Origin of the sequence: Kitasatospora sp. NPDC059803 (genome assembly GCF_042732255.1) — a bacterium.
GTDB lineage: Bacteria > Actinomycetota > Actinomycetes > Streptomycetales > Streptomycetaceae > Kitasatospora.
In genome coordinates, this window is the sequence record NZ_JBHWIJ010000162.1 from 1 (window position 1) to 18,564 (window position 18,564).

The following is an 18,564-nucleotide window of genomic DNA, read 5'->3' on the forward strand; positions in this document are numbered from 1 at the left end:
CCCGCTCGATCCCACCCACACCCCCGCCGCCGTCCGCCGCGCGACTCCTCTCTCTATACCACCCGCGCCGACCCCCCTGAGTACTACACACCCCGCGAACCGGGCCAGGGCCGTGGCGACGGCGTCGTCGGTGGCGATGGTCTCGTCGACCGTCAAGGTGCCGTCGGCGAGCGAGTAGCAGGCGTAGCCGTCCGGGACACCGCCGGCATCCCGGTGGACGGCGACGTAGCGCGACGCCGAGGAGACCGGGGGCCGCCCCGCGCCCAAGGCCCACCAGCGGTGCGGCCGGGACAGCGCGCCGGGCTGCGTGCGGCGGTACCGGTCGTAGACCGCTTCCAGGATCTCGCCGCACTCGGCACGCCGCAGCAGCTCGATCGAGCCGGTGTCCGGGCCGGCCTCCGGGGTGTCGGCCGGGGTGTCGGCTGTTCCGCGTGCCCGGGGGAGGGCGAAGGCGGCCCGGTGGCGCGGCACCGTCAGCCGCTGCGTGTAGGTCGCCGGTCCGTAGCCGAACCTGCGGTAGATCACGGCCTCGGAGGCCAGCAGTACGGAGAGGAACTCCCCACGGGCCCGAAACCCGGCGAGCTGGCGCCGCATCATCGCGGTGAGCACGCCCTGGCGCCGGTGCGAGGGCAGGACGCCGACGCCGGTCACCCCGCTGGTGGGGACGATGGCCTCACCGGGCAGGGTGAGCTCGAAGGTGTACGCGCCGGCGGTGCCGACGGGCCGCCCGTCCGCCGTCACGGCGAGCAGGTTGCGGTCCATCTCGGTCGCCGACCACCAGAGCCCGCCGCCGTCGGTCGGGGTTTCCGGGAAGAGCCCGAACGCGGCATGGAGCGTGTCGACGTAGACGTCGAGGTCCTGATCGGTTGTCGGACGGATCTCCATTGCTGCCGCTTCCTCCCCTGGATGACGACGGCACCACGGCTCGTGTGCCTCGCCACAGTGCAGCGTTGACCCGTGGCCCGGTCAAGCGAATTACGCTCCGGCCCCGGAGCTGTGCCCCGGGTCGTTCGGGTTCTCGGCCGGACTGTTTCCAGGGCGGCTCCTGGGGCCTTCCGCGGGCCGCTCGTCCTCCGGTGGTGCCCCGACGCCCTCCAGGGTTTCGCGGACGCTGCCCGGCATCGCCGGGTGGCGGCCGATCACGATCACCCCGACCACGATGGCCAGCAGTCCGGCGGACTGCCAGGCCAGCGCACCCGGCGTCACCCGCAGCCGGTCGCCGAGGAAGCCGACCGCGCAGGCGATCCCGGACAGCGGTTGGGCGGCGGTCAGTGCCGGCAGGGACATCCGCAGCGGCGCGGCCTCGAAGGCGCTCTGCACCAGCAGCAGCCCGACCACGCCCGCCGCCACCACCGCGTACGGCTGCCAGCTGCGCAGCACCGCGTCCAGTCCGCTGTGGTCGAGGCGCTGGGTGGTGGTGCGGGTCAGCGCGTCCTGGAGGCCGTAGAGCAGGCCGGCGGCGAGGGCCAGCAGGGTGGCCTCCTCGAACAGCGGCAGCCGCCGGGCCAGCGAGACCAGCAGCAGGGTCAGCCCGACCACCGTGCCGACCACCAGCCAGTGCCGCAGTTCCCCGGCGGGCGCACCGCCGCCGGTGGGCCGGCCGGCCACGATGAACGCCGTCACCCCGAGGCCGAGCAGCAGCACCCCGACCCAGCCCGAGCGGCCGAGGGTCTGGCGGGTCAGCACCCGGGAGAGCGCCATGGCGAACAGCAGGTTGGTCGCGAGCAGCGGTTCGACGAGCGAGACTTCGCCCTGGTTGAGGGCGAGCGCGGACAGGATCAGTCCGCACACCATGAACCCGGTGCCGAGCAGCCACTCGGGCATCCGCATCAGGTCCAGGAGCAGCCGCCAGTGCAGCAGGTCGGCACGGGGCGCCCGCTGCGCCGCGTGCTGCTGGAGGACGAAGCCGAGGCCCAGGCAGCAGGCGGCGCCGAGGGCGAGGAGGAAGACCGCCACGGAGGGACCACCCGGTTGTCACTGCCCGCGCCGCGCCGGCGGGTCCGGGTTCGGTCGGCGGTCGCGGCGCGCTTTCGTCAGCGTACCGCCGGGTCGGCGGCGGGGCCCGGTCGGCGGCGAGGAGCAGGCGGGGAGCAGGCAGGGAGCAGGCGGGGCCGGGAGCTCCGGGGCGGGGGAGCTGGTTCCGGGGGCCGGGCCCGCAGCCCCGGGCCGGGCCCGCTTGCCGCCATGGGTCGGACGGGCGCACGCTGGTGTGAGCGGCCGCCACGGCTCACCGTCCGTGCCGGTCCGGACAGGCGCGAGGGGGCCGCTGCCAGGAGGTGTGGCATGCACAACCAGTGGGACGTGGAGCTGAGCTTCGAGGAAGACGGAGTGCACACGGCGTGCGAGGCCAGGTTGACCGGTGCGCGGGCGCCGGGCCTGCGCGCCCACGGGGAGTCGATGAAGAGCACGGACGACCGCCCGCTCGCCAGGATCGGTGAGGAGGTCGCGGCCTCCCGCGCCCTGGAGGAGCTGTCCCGCAAGCTGCGGGCGCAGGCCACCGGGGAGATCGACGACGAAGGACACCGCCCGGGGTACCTGATCTACTGATCCCCGCCGCCGCCGCGCTTGCGCGGGGCGGCTCGGGGCCACGCGGACGTCAGGACCAGGGGTTGGCCGGCTGGTCGTTGATCGCCGTCCAGAACCGGGTGCCCGCCGGGAGGGTGCCGGCCGCCCAGAGCGACCAGCCCTGCCCGTCGTGGAACTCGGCCATTCGCCAGTCGGCGCCGAAGGAGTCCTCGCAGAGCCCGTCGGCGTCGTCCCGGCTGGTCAGGTCGGACCCGGCCGTCGGGGCCGTCGCGGCGACCTCCCCGCCCGCCCAGCTGTGGAAGCCGGCGGTGGGGATCCCGGTGGGGGCCGGGCGGCCGTCCTGGTGGAGGCAGAGCACCGGCAGTTCGGTGTCGGCGGAGGTGTCCCCGAGGTAGGGGTTGCTGGCGCCGTCGGTGCCGACGTGCACCACACCGGCGCGCTGATCCAGGGCGGTCCAGGTCAGCCCCGGGTGTTCGCCCGCCGAGGCGGCGACGGCCGGCCCGTCGCGGTCCACGGCGAACGCGCTGCCCGGGGTGGCGGCCAGCGCGGTGAGCGCGAGCACCGCTGCGGGGGCGAGGCGTCGGACGAACGTGGGCATGGCTGCTCCAGGGAGTGGTGGGCCGACGTGGCGACGCCAGTCTGCCAGCGTCAAGTCGAGTGCGGTACAAGGGATTTGGCGACACTGGTGAGTTCGGGCCAATCCGTCGCCGGCGGCTTGCGCGCAGCGGCCGGGCCGGTTCGGCGCGGGCGTGGCGTCCGTGCCGTCCGAACGGTCCCGCCGTCAGCCGCGGGAGGCGGCGAGGAATCCGGTCAGCCGGGCGTTGACCTCCGCCGCGCCCGCCATGGGCAGGTGGTGGTGCGAGAGGCCCGGCAGGACGGCGACCGTCGCCTCGGGCAGGGCGCGGCGGGCGGCCTCGGCGACCCGGGGGGCGTGGTGGGTGCGGCTGTGTTCGGCGAACAGGGCGAGGGTCGGGGCGGTGAGGGAGCGCAGCCGGTCGAGGCCGGGGCGGGGGCCGGTGATGACGCGGGTGGCGGGGAAGTCGGCGTATCCGAGGGCGTAGACCTCGCGCCAGCCGGGGTCCGGGCGAGGGCCGTCGCCGGTCTCCCAGTCGAGGTAGGAGCGGGCCCGGGTGGCGGTGCGGCGGGGGAGGAAGAGCGGCAGGGCGTGCAGCAGGTAGTCGGGGCGGAAGCCGGCGAAGCACTGGGTGGGATCGAGGAGGGCGAGCCGGCCGACCCGGGCGGGCGCGTGCAGGGCGTACTCCAGGGCGATCCAGCCGCCGTAGGAGTGGCCGCAGAAGTCGGCCCGGGGGAGGTCGAGTCGGTCGAGGACGGTGTCCAGCCAGCCGAGCAGCCCGGGGACGCCCGCGAGTGGGGCGCCGTCGTGGACGCTGCGGCCCGGGTCGCCGATGAGGTCGGGGGCGAGGACGCGGTGCCCGGCGGCCGTCCACGCGGCGACGTTGGCGAACCACATGGTGGAGGTGGCGCCGCCGCCGTGCAGCAGGACGAGGGGGCGGCCGTCGGGAGGGCCGCAGGCGTTGATCCGGGTGGTGCCGTGGGCTGTTCGGACGGTGAGGTGCTCGACCGGGACGGGCCAGCGGGCCAGCAGCGCGTCGTAGGCGGTGAGGAAGGCGGCGGTGCGGGTGGGGGAGGGCGTGGTGCGGGCGGACATGATGGGCCTCCGCGGGGGTGTAAGGAGGCACCCGACCGATCTGCGGGCGCTGATCCGTCTGTTGGGCGCCTCCCGGGCCGGCCGGGCGGTGCCCCCGGGCCGGCTCGGGAAGGCGTTGCGGTTGGACTCGGCGGGCACCACCGGTCTGGTGGAGTGACCGGCGGGGCGTCAGAACCAGGTCTCGCCGTAGTGCGGCCCGGGGTGGTCCTCGCGCAGCAGGCAGATGTTGGGGTCGCGCGGCGGCTCCGGCCCCTCGTGCGGGCCGACGGCCGGGCAGCGCGGCCCGACCTCGACCAGGTACTCGGGCCAGGACGCCCAGTGCAGGTCGAAGCCGACGCCCTGGACCAGCGCGGAATGGGTGCCGCCGTGCCCGCCGGCGAGGTCGCAGCGCAGGCGCGGATCGATCAGGAAGGCGCCGCGCGGAACGGTGTTGTAGTGGTCCACGTCCGTCTGCGGCAGCGTGACGACGGACGGACAGTGGTGGAACTCTGCGGAACGAAGGTCCGGTTGGCTCATGGCCGCCAGCATTCCACCGGGAGCCCGGCGAGGGCCCCGGTTCCCCGCTTTTGTACGGCTCGCGGGTGACAACTGTCGTGCCGTGTACGGGTGGCCGTCACCTCTCCGGAAGGCTCCGGCTACGCGGCGAGGGACCAGCTGATCACCGACAGGGTCGCCATCGACGCCAGGGTCGACCAGAGCACCGAGTCCCGGGCGAGCCCGGTGCCCTGCCCGTACTCGCGGGCGTAGACGTAGACGTTCTGCGCGGTGGGCAGGGCGGAGAAGAGCACCACGGTGAGGAGTTGGTGCGCAGGGAGGTGGAGCAGCGGGCCGGCCACCGCGAAGGCGACCAGCGGCTGTATCAGGGTCTTGACCGCGACGGTCAGCCCGACCTCGGCGTGGCGCGAACGGCCGGTGGCCGGCGGGCGGTTGTGCAGCGACATGCCGAGGGCGACCAGGGCGGTCGGCACGCCGGCGCCGCCGAGCAGCTCGCAGGAACGGTTCAGCTCGGCGGGCAGGTGCAGCCCGCCGGCGGAGGCGGCGGCGCCGAGCGCGGTGGCCAACAGGATGGGGTTGCGCAGCGGCAGGGTGAGCAGGGCCCGGCGGCCGGCCGCGCCGCCGTCGAGGACGGCCAGCACCGCGGGCGTGACGACCAGGATCTGGAACAGCACCACCGGCGCGACGAAGGAGGCGTCGCCGAGGAGCTGCATCGCCACCGGGATGCCGAGGTTGGCCGAGTTGACGTACCCGCAGGCCATCGCGCCGATCGCCAACTCGCCGGTCTTGCGCCGGAACAGCAGGCGCCCGGCGAGCAGCCCGAGGCCGATCGAGACGACGGTGCCTGCGGTGAAGGCGAGCATCGAGGGGTTGGCGAAGTGGTCCAGCGGGGTGCGGACGATCATCAGGAACAGCGAGGCCGGCATCGCCACGTGGAAGACGAACCGGTTGAGCACCGGCTCCGCGTGCGGCCCGAGCAGCCCGGTCCGGCCGACCAGGTAGCCGATCCCGGTCAGCGCCCAGATCGGGGCGAATCCGGACAGCAGGGGGTGCAGGGATGGCATGGTTCCTCGGATCGCTCGGACGGTCTGCCAGGTGGGCCGGGGGTCTCCCGCCCCGGGGCAGTAAACCAGTGAGCGTGAACGGGCAGACCACGGGCCTACGATGAGCCGATGGAGCCCGAGAACGCGCCGACGGAACCCGAGTACCTGAGCCTGGCCGAGGTGGAGGCGATCGCCCGCCGCGCGCACGAGGGGCAGGTCGACAAGAACGGCCACCCGTACGGCGAGCACATCGCGGCGGTCGCGCACGGGACGGCCGCGCGCGGTGGCAGCGACGCCCAGATCGCGGCGGGCTGGCTGCACGACACCGTCGAGGACGACCGGCTGAGCCGGGAGTGGCTGGCGGGGGCCGCGCTGCCCGGGGCCACCAAGACGATCGTGGACGCGCTCACCCGCCGCCCCGACGAGCCGGTCGAGGCGTACACCGCGCGGGTCCTGGCCACGCCGGGCGCGCTGCTGGTCAAGCGGGCCGACCTCGCCCACAACTCGGACCCGGCCCGGCTGGCCGCGCTGGACGTCGCCACCGCCGAGCGGTTGGCCGCCAAGTACGCGCGGATGCGGGAACTGCTCGGGCTCACCGGCGAGCTCTGAGCGGCGGGGCGTGGCCCGGGCTGGGCGAACCAGGAGCAGGCTGGGCGGACGGCGGGGCGGGTCGGGCGAGCCGGGGAGTGGGCTGGGCGAGCCGGGGCGCGGGCTGGGCGAACCGCGGGAGGCGCCGCGCGACCTGCGAGAGGTGTGCGCGAACCACGAGAGGGCCCGGGCCCCGCGGAACGCGCGGGCCCGGGCCCTCTGGGGTCACCCCGGTGATCCCTGTCCGACCCCCGGGGTGAGGGGGGAGTGGTCAGGATGCGGGTGGAGTCCGGTGAGCCGAGGTGGTCGGCTTAGTACCAGTGGTTGGCCTGCCAGAAGTTCCAGGCGGCGTTCGGGCTGCCGTAGCGGGAGTTCATGTAGTCCAGCGCCCACTTGATCTGGGTGGTCGCGTTGGTCTTCCAGTCGGAGCCGTGCGTCGCCATCTTGGAGCCCGGCAGCGCCTGGGCCAGGCCGTACGCGCCCGAGCTGGCGTTGGTCGCGGTCACGTTCCAGCTGGACTCGTGGGCGATGATCTGGCTGAAGGAGGCCAGCTGGTTCGCCGGGACGATCTGGGCGGCCACGGCCTGCGGGGACAGGGTGGCGGCGTTCGCGGTGGCGGGCAGCACACCCGCGCCCAGGGCGGTCAGACCGGCGGCGCCAGCGAGAATCGCGGCGGAAGTGCGCATACGGAGCTTGAAAGTGGGCATCTAGAACAGGACCTCAATCAGGTTGGGCCGGGTCACGCCCCGCCTTGGACCACGGCCGGACAGGGGCCGAAACGGTCGTGGGGCGTGACCTGGCAGTAAGTCGCTACCGGCGGGACAGGTGCCGGTGCGGCTGACGACTGAGCCATTGTTGGCATGCCGGATCGGGCGTCGCCAAGACCCCCTTGTTACGACCCCCGGTCGTACGGGTGGCGGCCGCCGTGGATTCGAAGGGTCGGCTGCGCGGGGCGCGCCGACCGGTCGTGACCTGTGCGAACACCCCGTCGGCAGGCTGTGGCGCGGGTGCCCGGAAGCTGCCACTATCGCCCGTCGTGGACCGCATTCCGGTGTGAGCGCACTCACCGTTTGGGCCGCTGCGGCCGTCACCCGCCGGTCTGCGGCCGGCACGTTGGGTACAGACGATCTCGCCCCCGTTGAGACCGGCGCCACACCCGCTGGGGCCCGGGGGAGACCGTCGGGCTGCGGCGGAGATCGACGGCCCCCACCAGGGGTTCAGCGGCGGTCGCCGACGTTCAGCGGAGATCGCCGAGGCGGCGGTGACGCAGTGCCCGCGCCGCGAGGCGGTCCGGCTCCGGCAGCGCCGCCAGCCCGCCGAGCGCGGCACCGACCGCCCGTCCGAGCCGTGCGCAGAACGCCTCCGGCTCGTCCGCCGCGTCCGGCCGCTCCTCGACCACCTCGTCCACCAGCCCGACCTCCGCCAGGTGGCCCGCGCCGATGCCCTGGGAGCGGGCCAGCTCGGCGGCGTGCCCGCCGTCCCGGTGGACGATCGCGGACGCGCCCTCCGGCGGCAGTGGCGCCAGCCAGGCGTGCCCGGCGGCGAGCACCCGGTCGGCCGGGAGCAGCGCCAGCGCGCCGCCGCCCGAGCCCTGGCCGAGCAGCACAGCCAGGACGGGCGTGCGCAGCGCCAGCAGGGTGGTCAGGCAGTGCGCGATCTCGACCGCGATCCCGTCCAGCTCGGCCTGCGCGGACAGTTCGGCCCCGGCCGTGTCCACGACCGTGACCAGTGGCAGCCCCAGCTGCTCCGCGACCCGCGCGGTGCGCCGGACGGCCCGCAGGTCGGCGGCGGTGAACGGGCGCTCGTGCTCCGGGGTCTGCCGCTGCTGGCCGACCACCAGCACCGGCCGACCCCCGAGGACGGCGAGGGCGCGGACCAGCGCGCCGTCCCGCCCGCCGGGGGCGTCCAGCAGCACCAGTTCCTCGGCGGTGTGGCGCAGCAGCTCGCGGGTGCCCGGGCGGTCGGGGCGACGGGTGCGGCGCACGGAATCCCAGGCGTCGGGGCGTTCGGCGGTCTCGTCGGCGGTCTCGTCGGCGGTTTTGTCGGGGGTGTGGTCGGGGGTGTGGTCGGGGCCGGGGCCGGGAGCGCCGGTGCCGCCGGCGTCGGCGCTGCCCGGGGCGGGCGCGGTGGTGGCGAGCACGGCGAGCGTGCGGCGGACCAGCTCGCGCAGCTCCTGCGGCGGCACGACGGCGTCCACCAGGCCGCGCCCGGCGAGCGTCTCCGCCCGCTGCACGTCCGGGGGCAGTTCCACGCCGCGCAGCTCCTCGTACACGCGCGGGCCGAGGAAGCCGAGCCGGGCGCCCGGCTCGGCGAACACCAGCTGGCCGAGCGTGCCCCAGGAGGCGAAGACCCCGCCCATGGTCGGGTTCCGTAGATAGGTGAGATAGGGGAGACCGGCCGCGCGGTGCGCCTGGACGGCGGCGGTGATCCGCAGCATGCACAGGAAGGCCGCCGACCCCTCCTGCATGCGCGTCCCGCCGGAGACGGGCAGGGCGAGCAGCGGCAGCCGCTCGGCGGTGGCGCGCTCGACGGCGCGGGTGATCCGCTCGGCGGTGGCGACGCCGATCGAGCCGCCGAGGAAGCCGAACTCGGAGGCGACCAGCGCCACCGGTCGCCCGCCGACCAGGCCGGCACCGGTGAGGACGGCCTCGTCGAGACCGGTGCGTGCGCGGGCCCGGTCGAGTGAGGCGCGGTAGCCGGGGTCGGCGGGCGGGCCTGCGGGCGGGTCGGTCGGCGGGTCGTCCCAGCCCTGGAAGGCGCCCGGGTCGACCAGCAGTCCGATCAGCTGCCGCGCGGTCAGCGGCGCGCCCGTGCCCGTTCCCGCACTCGGGCTCGGGTGCGCTCCCGCGCCCGTTCCCGTGCCCGTTGTCCCCGTGTTCATGCCCACCCCGTCAGCGGTCGTTCCGGCCCGACATGATCCGTCACTCTATGCGGCGCGACTGGAGCGGGGAGCGAACGTGAGGAAGCTGTGAGGAGGCCGACAGCGGTCAGGTCGCTAGTTCGACGGCGGTCGACCCATGGGGTGTCCGGGCGGTTCGTGGACGGCTCCGGCGGGGCTCGGGCCGGGGTCGGGATACGGCTCAAGTCGCTGGTCAGGCAAGTGAGTTACCCGTCGGTTAATAGTTTGTCGCAGGGCTTCCGGAGTTGTCGGTGGCTGGTCACACTGGTGGACATGACCCGCACTCTACGCGCGTGGAAGACCCGCGCTGCCGCCGTCACCGCCGTCGCCCTGATGACCCTCGCGCCCGTCGCCGTCGCCACCGAGGCGCACGCCGACGTGAGCGGCACGGTGTGTCTGTCCACCCTCCCGCCCGAGGCGACCGACACCCTCAACCTGATCGCCACCGACGGGCCGTTCCCGTACTCCCAGGACGGCGTCGTGTTCCAGAACAGGGAGCACGTCCTGCCCGGCCAGTCCTACGGCTACTACCACGAGTACACCGTCATCACGCCCGGTGCCCCGACCCGCGGCACCCGCCGGATCATCACCGGCCAGGCGACCCAGGAGGACTACTACACCGGTGACCACTACGTCACGTTCTCGCTGATCGACCAGGGCTGCTGACACGCGCCCCACGCCCCTCCCGGCCCCGGCGCACGTCTCCGCCGGGGCCGCCGGGCCCGCAGGAACGCCAGGGGCGACCCCCGCCCCGGCGGCCCGCCGCGACCGGCCTCAGAGCTCGGACGGCCCCCAGGCGTCCACCACCAGCTCGTCCCCGACCCGCAGCGTGCCGGGCCGCAGTACCGCGAACTTGCTGCCGAACGCGACCCCGCCGCCCGCCGCCCGGCGGTAGCCGGCCAGCGTCCGCAGCGGCTCCGGACCGGCCTTGGCGCCCGTCGACTGGTCGACCAGCGTCACCGAGCAGCGGATCGCGAGCTTGGCGTAGGCCAGCTCGGCGCCGCCCACGGTGATCCGGCGGGTCAGGTCCTCGGTGTGCGGTTCGTCCCAGCCGTCCACCACCACGTTCGGGCGGAACCGGTCCACCGACATGGGGAGTTCGCCGCTCAGCGCGTTGAAACGCTCCAGCGACGCACGGGACAGCAGGTGCACCGCGCAGCTGTCGGCGTAGCCGGACGTGCCCGGTACCAGCCCGTCGGACACCCGGTCGTGCTCCGGCGGCACCCGGACCAGGCGGCTGCGGACACCCAGCACCCCGGACAGCCAGCCGGCCACCTCCTCGCCCTGGTCGATCCCGAAGAACGGGGCGCCGAACAGCTGCACCGCCCGGCGCGGGCCCTCGGTGTCCACGGTGACGGTCACCGGCTCCACGCCCGGGGCGTCGAGCGTCAGCCGGCGGCCGTCCTCCCCGACCGTCGGGCGGACCGTGGCCAGGAGGCGGTCCCGGCGCTGGGAACGGAACACCCCGTCCTCGTCCACCACCATGAACGCCCGGTCGTGGGCCAGCCCCGCCGGAGTCAGCTCCGCGCGCGCCACCTCGACCCCGGCACACCCCTTCACCGGGTAGTACCGCAACTCCACCACTTCGGCCATGGCCGCCCCCTCGACTCACCGCGGCCCCTCGCGGGCCGCCGCGGACCCCGTGCGGAATCAACGCCTCCGTAGGGTAGTTGACCGCCCCCCGACCGCCGCCCAACCGCCCGCCCCCGGGATTGCTAGGGTCGGGACATGGCACCGAGCAGCGCGAACCCCCCGGGACGGCTCCGGCGCGACGCCCAGCGCAACCGCGATCTGCTGCTCGCCGCCGCCCGCGGCATGTTCTCCCGGCACGGCCTCGACGTCCCGCTGGACCAGATCGCCAAGGAGGCCGGCGTCGGCAACGCCACCCTCTACCGCCACTTCCCGACCCGTGAGGCGCTGATCGGCGAGGTGTTCGCCGACGCCGCCGTCGGCCTGGCCGGGGCCGGTGAGGAAGCCCTCGCCGCCGCGGACGCCTGGACCGCCCTCGAACGCTACTTCGAGCGCATCTTCGAACTCGTCGCCGCGGACCGGGGCATCAACGACCTCGTCACCCAGGCCATCCCCACCATCCCCGGCATGATCGAGATCAGCCGCCGGAACGCCGCCACCGTCGGCGCCCTCATCGCCCGCGCCCAGGACCAGGGCACCATGCGGCGCGACGTGGTCGCCATGGACCTGCTCTTCCTGCTCGGCCCGCTCTGCCGCGCCCTGCCCGCCACCACCGACCTGCGCCCCGACCTCTGGCGCCGCTACCTCGCACTGCTCCTCGACGGCTTCCGCGCCCAGGCCATCCACCCGCTGCCCGTCCCCCCGATCGGCGAGGAACACCTCGACCGGATGTTCGCCGACCTCTGGGAAGCCGAACCACCCGGGGCGTAGGCGAGCTGCTCCACGCCGTAGCGGCCCCGGAGCATCAGGGACACGTACGGAACGCCCGCGCGCGCGTCAGAGGCGTGTCAACGGGCGCCGGAGGTGCGGTGCCGGCCCGCTTTGCTGGAGGACGACAGCACGGCACGGCGGTACGGACCGAGAGGCGGGGCGAACCATGGCGGACAGCGAGATATCCGGCGCGGACGAGGCAGCGGAGCGGGCCGACCGCGCGGGCCGGATCGTCGTCGGCGTCAGCGGCTCGCTCGGCAGCCTCGCCGCCCTCCACCACGCCGTCGCCGAAGCCCACCGCACCGACGCCGAGGTCCTCGCCCTCCTCTGCTGGACCTCACCCGGCGAAGAGATCGGCTACCGCCGCACACCCTGCCCGGCCGCCATCACCGCAGGCCGCGACGCCGCCGTCGCCCGGCTCCGGCAAGCCCTCGACGAGGCCTTCGCAGGCCGCTACGCCGGAGTCCGGCTGCGCTGCCAGGCCGTCCGCGGCGACACCGGACACACCCTGGTCCGCTTCGCCGACCACCCCGACGACCTGCTCGTCCTCGGCGCCGGCAGCAGCCGCGGCTGCCTCTCCCGCGCGCTGCGCCCCTCCGTCGCCGCCTACTGCGTCCGGCACGCGAGCTGCCCCGTCCTGGCCGTCCCCCGGCCGCCGCTGCAGCGCGACCTGGAGGCCATGGAACGCGGCCACGGCCTGCGCTCCCTCGTCGGGGGGCGGTAGGCCGCGCCCGCCCGTGGCGCCGCCCGCCTACGACAGCCCGCCCACCTACGACAGCCCGGCCGCCTCGGCGAGGACGGCGGCGGTCCGGCGGCCGGCGCGCAGCACGGCTTCGGCGGTGGTGGGGAGGCAGCGGTCGGCGCCGGCGTCGTACACGGTCATGACGACGCCCGCGTGGTCGGTGGCGGGTTCGAGAACCCGTACCGCCGACCTCTGCTTTGCCAGAGCAGCGCTCAGTTGCCGGGTGTGCTCGATGTCCAGCACCCCGTCCCCCGTGCCGTGGACCAGCCAGAGCGGGACGGGGGAGGGCTGCTCGGCCAGCAGGTCGAGGGGGGCGTCCCCGGTGGTGATCGCCGGGCGGGCGTAGCTGGAGGCGATGCCGACGGCGGCGATGGGACGCTGCTCGGCGGGGGTGCCCGGGTGAGTGGCCACGGCTATGGCCTCCCGGCCGCCCAGCGACCAGCCGGCCAGGACCAGGCGGTCCGGGTCCCCGCCGTACGCGGCGGCGGTGCGGCGGGCGTGGGCGAGCGAGGCGAGCAGTTCGGCGCGGCCGCCGTCCGGCAGGTCGGAGCGCCAGTCCGGGACGAGCACCAGCAGGCCGAGCCCGGCGGCCTCCCGGGCGAGCGGCCGCAGCACGTCGCGCTCGTCAGGGCCCCGGCCGTGCCACAGCAGTACGACGGGCGCGGGCCCGACGGTGCCGGCGGGCGGGCGGTGCACGTCCATCAGCCGCCCGTCGGCGTACGGGATGGCCTCGGGTTGAGCGCTCGTCATGCGGGGTTCGCCTCCGGTTCGGTGCCTGATCACGGAGCTGGTACTGTACTTCTCGTCGCGAGGGAGATGATTCCTCGTCAGGCGTCAGTGGTGCTACCAGAGCACGTCCTACTTTCAGTAGGAAGAGTCCGTGCGATCCGGGCCTGGCGCTCCAATTGTCGGATGAGGTCCGGTGCCTTTCAAAGGGTGCCGGGCCTTGTTTGCTTTTGGGGTGCGGGTTGGCGGGGTTCGGTGTGTGGGTGTGGGGCTGGTATTGTTCTGGGTGTCGCGAGGGAGATGATTCCTCGTCAGGCGTCAGTGGTGCTACCAGAGCACGTCCTACTTTCAGTAGGAAGAGTCCGTGCGATCCGGGCCTGGCGCTCCAATTGTCGGATGAGGTCCGGTGCCTTTCAAAGGGTGCCGGGCCTTGTTTGCTTTTGGGGTGCGGGTTGGCGGGGTTCGGTGTGTGGGTGTGGGGCTGGTATTGTTCTGGGTGTCGCGAGGGAGATGATTCCTCGTCAGGCGTCAGTGGTGCTACCAGAGCACGTCCTACTTTCAGTAGGAAGAGTCCGTGCGACCCGGGCCTGGCGCTCCAATAGTCGGACGAGGTCCGGTGCCTTTCAAAAGGCGCCGGGCCTCATTCGCTTTTTCGGGCTGTTTCGGTGCGCGGTCAGGACTTGGTGGGGCGGGCGAGTTCCGCCGGGGATTCAGGACGGCTGGCGGTCGGAGCCGAGTTCGCGGGAGATCCGCAGTCCGGCCTGGGCGACGACGGGGCCGAGGGCGCGGACGCGGGCGGCGGTCATGCGGGAGGTCAGGCCGGAGACCGACAGGGCGGCGGTGACCTCGCCGGCGTGGTCGAAGATCGGTGCGGCGACGCAGCGGACCTCGGGTTCGTTCTCGCGGTCGTCGATGGAGTAGCCGCGGGCGCGGATCCGGGCGAGGTCGGCGCGCAGCCGGGTCTCGTCGGAGATGGTCCAGGCGGTGACCGGGCGCAGGCCCGCGGCGACGACCTCGGTGACGGCCTCGTCGGGCAGCCAGGCGAGGATGGCCTTTCCGGTGGCGGTGCAGTAGGCGGGGGCCCGGCTGCCGACGCGGGAGGCCATGCGGACGTTGGTCTCGTCCTCGACCTTGTCCAGGTAGACGATTCCGGGGGCCTGCCAGACGGTCAGGTGGACGGTCTCGCCGGCCTCGCGCTGGAGCCGGCGCAGGTGTTCGGCGGCGACGCTGCGCAGGTCGAGGGTGGAGAGGTAGGCCTGGCCGAGGCGCAGTGAGCCGTGGCCGAGCCGGAACCAGCCGGTCTCGCGGTCGCGGTCGAGGAGGTGCTCGTCGAGCAGCGGGCCCGCGAGCCGCAGCACGGTGCTCTTGTTGAGGCCGAGCGCTTCGGCGAGCTGGGCGAGCGGGACGCCGCGCCCGTCGCTGTGGTCGCGGACGTGGCCGAGGACGGCGAGCGCGCGGCGCAGCGAGGACGACTGGTTGCGTTCGGTCGCGGGTTTGCGCCCGGCGGCCGCGCCCGAGGGCCGTTCGGCCGCCGCGCCGGTGGGTCTGTCGGCCGCCGTGCCCGCGGGCCGCTCGGTCTCCGCGTCGGGCCCCGTCTCCGTCATGGGTGGTCCGTCCCCTGTCTCGTTCCGCTGTCGAGTGCTGCTGCCATGTACTGCTGCCGCGTTCTGCCGGTGTTCCCCCGCTCGACGGCGGCGGTTGTCAGAAGGTACCCGTTCGCGTTCGCAACGCCGCTTCTTCGACACAACGTTGTGCAGTGCAAAACTTCCCGAACCCCCTCTTGTTGGCGCCGATCGCCCGCGCTTAACGTCCCTGCCATCGAGCAGGCGACGCCGCCCCACCCGAACGGTCCGCCCTGCCGCACCCCCGTACCGGCCTGCCCGGGACGCCCCCCAACGCGTCCGGGCCGTCCTCCACCCACACCCACCATCGGCCCCGGTCAGGGCCTGCTTCGACGTACCCGTCCCCAGCGGCGCACGTCTCGGCGGCAACTGTCGGGAGGGGAGGTTCTCCACCCATGCGACTCATCAGACGGACTGCCGCGGCCGCCGTGCTCGCCGCCAGCTGCCTCGCCGCGACCGCCTGCGCGCCGGGCACCGCCGCGCCGGCCGGCGACAAGGCCGCCGACGACCGGACCGGCACCCTCCAGGTCTGGCTGTACAACGAGGCGGGCAACGCGGCCAAGGAGGCCGTGGTCGGCAAGGCGGTGAGCGAGTTCCAGGCCTCCCACCAGGGCGTCACCGTCAAGGTCAGCTACATCGACACCGACGCCTCCGCCCGCGCGGCCAAGATGAAGGGCGCCTTCAACGACCCGGGCAGCGCCCCGGACCTGGTCGAGTTCGGCAACACCGACCTCCCCGGCTACGTCGCGGCCGGCGGCCTCGCCGAGATCGGCGCCGACCTCGACAAATGGCAGGACAAGGGCGACCTCGACCCGGCGATCGTCAAGACCGCCGTGGTGGACGGCAAGACGTACGGCCTGCCCTGGTGGGTCGCCGTGCGCGCGCTCTACTACCGCAGCGACCTGTTCACCGAGGCCGGGCTGACCCCGCCGACCTCGTACGCCGAACTGGTCACCGCCACCCAGAAGATCCACGCAGCGCACCCCGACACCTTCGGCATCGCCGTCGGCGGCAAGTACACCTTCGGGGCGCTGCCGTTCGTCTGGGACGCGGGCGGCGACATCGCCGCCAAGGACGGTTCCGCGTACAAGGCGGCCATCAACTCGCCCGCCTCGCAGGCCGGGATCAAGCGCTACACCGATCTCTTCGGCGCCGACGGCTGCCCCGCCCAGCAGTGCGCCGACCTCACCGGCGGCAAGACCGTCGACCTGTTCGCGGCCGGCAAGTCGGCGATGGCGATCCTGCCCAACTCCAGCCGCAGCAAGGTCGACGGGGGCCCGGTGAAGGGCAAGTACGGCGTGGTGCCGCTGCCCGGGGAGAAGGCCGGCTCGATCGCCCCGGCGTTCGCGGGCGGCAACAACCTCGGCGTGATGAAGGCGGCCAAGCACCGTACGCTCGCCCTCGAATTCGCCGAACTGCTGGCGGGCCCGGCGTACCAGGAGCAGATGTACGACGCGATGGGCAACCTGCCGACGCTCAAGTCCGTCAGCGGCAAGGTCGCCGCCAAGGACGCCTTCCTGAAGCCGTTCACCGACACCATCGCGGCCGGCACCAGGTTCGTCCCGCTCGACCAGGCGTGGGCGCAGATCGACGCCCAGGCGGTGATCCCGACCATGCTGCAGCAGGTGGTCACCGGCAAGGCGGACGTGGCGAAGGCCTCGGGCGACGCCGCGAACCAGATCACCTCGGCCTTCGCCGCGCACTGACGGCGGCTGCCCACCCACCCCCAACCTCTGGTCCCGTACCACCTCCTGGTCCCGCACCGACCTCCTGGTCCGCGGAAGAGAGCAGGTCCCGCACGTGTCCGCATCCACCACGACCGCCCCGACGGCGCCGCCTTCCCCGCGCGGGCGCCGTGGGGGCCCGGCGCCGGCCGCACCCTCGGGCGGCCGGCGCCGCCGGCCCCCGCTGCTGCTGCTCCTGCCGGCCGCGGTCATCCTGATCCCGCTGGTCGCCTACCCGATCTACCAGCTGGGCCTGCTGTCCGTGCTGGACTTCGGGCAGGCCCAGGCCTCCGGGGGCGCCCCGACCTCCTTCGTCGGCTTCGGCAACTACTCGAAGATCCTGAGCGACGGCCAGTTCTGGTCGGTGCTGCTGCAGACGGTCGGCTTCGCCGCGTTCTGCGTGGTCGCCACCCTGGCCGTCGGCGCGACCCTCGCCGTCCTGCTGACCAAGGTCGGGCGGTGGCCCAGGCTGGTGCTGACCACCGCCGCGATGGCGGCCTGGGCGGCGCCGGCGATGACCGGTTCGACGGTGTGGAGCTTCCTGTTCGACACCAACCTCGGCCTGGTCAACCACACGCTGGTGAAGCTCGGGCTCACCGGCTTCCACGAGTTCAACTGGTTCTACGACAAGTGGACGGCGTTCCTGATCGTCGGCGCCGTCGTGGTGTGGCACTCCTTCCCCTTCGTGATGGTCACCCTCTACGCGGGGATCCGGGCGATCCCGGAGGAGATCATGGAGGCCGCCGCCCTGGACGGCGCCAACACCTGGACGACCTTCCGCCGGATCACCGCGCCGATGCTGCGGCCGATCCTGACCATCGTGGTGATCCAGTCGGTGATCTGGGACTTCAAGGTCTTCACCCAGATCTACGTGATGACCGAGGGCGGCGGCATCGCCGGCCAGAACCTGGTGCTCAACGTGTACGCGTACCAGAAGGCGTTCGCCTCCTCGCAGTACGGGCTCGGCGCGGCGATCGGCGTGATCATGCTGCTGATCCTGGTGATCCCGACGGTCCTCTACATCCGCACCCTGCGACGGACGGGGAACGAACTGTGAGCGCCCTGAACCCCGTCCGGGACTCCCGGACCGGCACCGGCGGAACCGGCACCACCCGGAGCCGCAATACCCGGAGCCGCAACACCCGTAACACCCGCGGCCGTTGGCGGCTCGCCGCCAACACCGGCGCGATCGTGCTGGCCGTGGTCACCGCCTTCCCGATCTTCTGGATGGTGCTGTCCGCGTTCAAGCCGAAGGGCGAGGTGCGGTCGCTGGACCCGAAGCCGTGGACGGCCCACCCCACGCTGGAGAGCTTCCGCCAGGTGCTCAGCGTGGACGGCTTCGGCCGGTACTTCGTGAACAGCCTGGTGATCGCGGTGTCGGTGGTGGTGCTCTCGGCCGTCGTGGTGTTCCTGGCGGCGGTGGCCGTGACCAGGTTCCGGTTCAGGTTCCGCACCACCATCATGGTGATGTTCCTGATCGCCCAGATGATCCCGGTCGAGGCGCTCACCATCCCGCTGTTCTTCATGTTCCGTGACGCCGGCCGGTTCGCGCCGGGCATCGGGCTGAACACCCTCGCCTCGCTGATCCTGGTGCAGTTGGCGTTCTCGCTGCCGTTCGGCATCTGGATGATGCGCGGCTTCGTCGCGGCCGTCCCGGTGTCGATCGAGGAGGCCGCGCAGATCGACGGCGCCAGCCGCACGCGCATCCTGTGGCGGATCCTGCTGCCGCTGGTGGCGCCGGGCCTCGCCGCGACCAGCGTGTTCTCCTTCATCGCCGCGTGGAACGACTTCGTCTTCGCGAAGACCTTCATCATCAGCGCCACCCAGAACCAGACCCTGCCGTCCGCGCTGCTGGTCTTCTTCAAGCCGGACGAGAACGACTGGGGCGGCATCATGGCGGCGTCGACGCTGATGACGGTACCGGTGCTGATCTTCTTCATCGCGGTCCAGCGCAAGCTGGTGTCCGGGCTGGCGGGCGCGGTGAAGGACTGAGCCGTCCGGGGCGGGGACGGACTGACGCGCGGGCGGGGGGGGGGGGCGGCGTCCCCCGGGCGGCGCCCCCCCGCGGGGGGGGCCCGCCGGGGGGGGGGGGCCCTCGCGCGCGGGCGCGGGCGCCCCGGGGGGGGCGCG

At 73.7% G+C, this 18,564-nt stretch carries 18 protein-coding genes and 1 tRNA gene; 8 read left to right on the top strand and 11 right to left on the bottom strand.

The features are described 5' to 3' along the window. Together ACFV6I_RS23970 and ACFV6I_RS23975 are read right to left on the bottom strand one after the other, a co-directional pair. A partial coding sequence (locus ACFV6I_RS23970) for a GNAT family N-acetyltransferase (RefSeq protein ID WP_380427535.1) occupies positions 1-885 on the bottom strand: 885 nt, incomplete at its 3' end. Positions 886-975: 90 nt separating this feature from the next. Continuing rightward, positions 976-1,956, bottom strand: coding sequence for a DMT family transporter (locus ACFV6I_RS23975; protein ID WP_167745876.1), 981 nt, complete (start codon positions 1,954-1,956; stop codon positions 976-978). Positions 1,957-2,283: 327 nt separating this feature from the next. On the opposite strand from ACFV6I_RS23975, the gene ACFV6I_RS23980 reads away from it, so the two are divergent. Further along, entirely contained in the window at positions 2,284-2,547 is a 264-nt protein-coding gene (locus ACFV6I_RS23980) for a dsRBD fold-containing protein (protein ID WP_063350242.1), read from the top strand. Between the two features lie 49 nt (positions 2,548-2,596). On the opposite strand, the gene ACFV6I_RS23985 is transcribed toward ACFV6I_RS23980, so the two are convergent. The 4 genes from ACFV6I_RS23985 to ACFV6I_RS24000 all read right to left on the bottom strand — a co-directional run bounded on the left by ACFV6I_RS23985 (position 2,597) and on the right by ACFV6I_RS24000 (position 5,754). Then, complete coding sequence (locus tag ACFV6I_RS23985; RefSeq protein WP_380342528.1) at positions 2,597-3,124, bottom strand: hypothetical protein; 528 nt, start codon at positions 3,122-3,124, stop codon at positions 2,597-2,599. A gap of 183 nt (positions 3,125-3,307) precedes the next feature. Further along, entirely contained in the window at positions 3,308-4,195 is an 888-nt protein-coding gene (locus ACFV6I_RS23990; protein WP_380342525.1) for an alpha/beta fold hydrolase, read from the bottom strand. Positions 4,196-4,363: 168 nt separating this feature from the next. After that, positions 4,364-4,711 carry a hypothetical protein gene (locus ACFV6I_RS23995; protein WP_159398553.1) on the bottom strand — a complete coding sequence of 116 codons (348 nt, stop codon included), beginning with the start codon at positions 4,709-4,711 and terminating at the stop codon, positions 4,364-4,366. Positions 4,712-4,830: 119 nt separating this feature from the next. Continuing rightward, positions 4,831-5,754 carry an AEC family transporter gene (locus ACFV6I_RS24000; RefSeq protein WP_363371012.1) on the bottom strand — a complete coding sequence of 308 codons (924 nt, stop codon included), beginning with the start codon at positions 5,752-5,754 and terminating at the stop codon, positions 4,831-4,833. A 108-nt stretch (positions 5,755-5,862) separates the two neighbouring features. Between ACFV6I_RS24000 and ACFV6I_RS24005 the strand changes: the two genes are divergently transcribed. Beyond that, positions 5,863-6,342 carry an HD domain-containing protein gene (locus ACFV6I_RS24005; protein ID WP_380342521.1) on the top strand — a complete coding sequence of 160 codons (480 nt, stop codon included), beginning with the start codon at positions 5,863-5,865 and terminating at the stop codon, positions 6,340-6,342. 290 nt (positions 6,343-6,632) lie between these two features. Here ACFV6I_RS24005 and ACFV6I_RS24010 read toward each other — a convergent pair whose 3' ends face one another. Further along, positions 6,633-7,028, bottom strand: coding sequence for a transglycosylase SLT domain-containing protein (locus ACFV6I_RS24010; RefSeq protein WP_380427537.1), 396 nt, complete (start codon positions 7,026-7,028; stop codon positions 6,633-6,635). A gap of 530 nt (positions 7,029-7,558) precedes the next feature. Beyond that, the gene (locus ACFV6I_RS24015; RefSeq protein WP_380427539.1) at positions 7,559-9,202 is read right to left on the bottom strand and encodes a carboxyl transferase domain-containing protein; all 1,644 of its coding nucleotides are present in this window, start codon (positions 9,200-9,202) and stop codon (positions 7,559-7,561) included. 291 nt (positions 9,203-9,493) lie between these two features. Between ACFV6I_RS24015 and ACFV6I_RS24020 the strand changes: the two genes are divergently transcribed. Then, positions 9,494-9,886, top strand: a complete 393-nt coding sequence (locus tag ACFV6I_RS24020; RefSeq protein WP_063350250.1) for a ribonuclease — start codon at positions 9,494-9,496, stop codon at positions 9,884-9,886. A 108-nt stretch (positions 9,887-9,994) separates the two neighbouring features. Here the strand turns inward: ACFV6I_RS24020 and ACFV6I_RS24025 are convergent, their stop codons facing one another. Further along, positions 9,995-10,813 carry an MOSC domain-containing protein gene (locus ACFV6I_RS24025; protein ID WP_063350251.1) on the bottom strand — a complete coding sequence of 273 codons (819 nt, stop codon included), beginning with the start codon at positions 10,811-10,813 and terminating at the stop codon, positions 9,995-9,997. Positions 10,814-10,948: 135 nt separating this feature from the next. Here ACFV6I_RS24025 and ACFV6I_RS24030 point away from each other — a divergent pair, with 135 nt between their 5' ends. Both ACFV6I_RS24030 and ACFV6I_RS24035 read left to right on the top strand, forming a co-directional pair. Further along, positions 10,949-11,620 carry a TetR/AcrR family transcriptional regulator gene (locus tag ACFV6I_RS24030; RefSeq protein ID WP_063350252.1) on the top strand — a complete coding sequence of 224 codons (672 nt, stop codon included), beginning with the start codon at positions 10,949-10,951 and terminating at the stop codon, positions 11,618-11,620. Between the two features lie 166 nt (positions 11,621-11,786). Continuing rightward, entirely contained in the window at positions 11,787-12,344 is a 558-nt protein-coding gene (locus ACFV6I_RS24035; protein ID WP_063350253.1) for a universal stress protein, read from the top strand. A gap of 172 nt (positions 12,345-12,516) precedes the next feature. Here ACFV6I_RS24035 and ACFV6I_RS24040 read toward each other — a convergent pair. Together ACFV6I_RS24040 and ACFV6I_RS24045 are read right to left on the bottom strand one after the other, a co-directional pair. Further along, positions 12,517-12,592 (bottom strand) — tRNA-Ala (locus ACFV6I_RS24040). A 1,206-nt stretch (positions 12,593-13,798) separates the two neighbouring features. Beyond that, the gene (locus ACFV6I_RS24045) at positions 13,799-14,692 is read right to left on the bottom strand and encodes an IclR family transcriptional regulator (protein ID WP_079136066.1); all 894 of its coding nucleotides are present in this window, start codon (positions 14,690-14,692) and stop codon (positions 13,799-13,801) included. A 413-nt stretch (positions 14,693-15,105) separates the two neighbouring features. Between ACFV6I_RS24045 and ACFV6I_RS24050 the strand changes: the two genes are divergently transcribed. The 3 genes from ACFV6I_RS24050 to ACFV6I_RS24060 all read left to right on the top strand — a co-directional run bounded on the left by ACFV6I_RS24050 (position 15,106) and on the right by ACFV6I_RS24060 (position 18,426). Further along, positions 15,106-16,416, top strand: a complete 1,311-nt coding sequence (locus tag ACFV6I_RS24050; RefSeq protein WP_063350255.1) for an extracellular solute-binding protein — start codon at positions 15,106-15,108, stop codon at positions 16,414-16,416. Between the two features lie 94 nt (positions 16,417-16,510). After that, the gene (locus tag ACFV6I_RS24055; RefSeq protein ID WP_380427541.1) at positions 16,511-17,491 is read left to right on the top strand and encodes a carbohydrate ABC transporter permease; all 981 of its coding nucleotides are present in this window, start codon (positions 16,511-16,513) and stop codon (positions 17,489-17,491) included. 5 nt (positions 17,492-17,496) lie between these two features. Beyond that, positions 17,497-18,426 (top strand): carbohydrate ABC transporter permease, encoded by a 930-nt coding sequence (locus ACFV6I_RS24060; RefSeq protein ID WP_380342539.1) that lies wholly within the window; start codon positions 17,497-17,499, stop codon positions 18,424-18,426. Positions 18,427-18,564 lie beyond the last annotated feature (138 nt).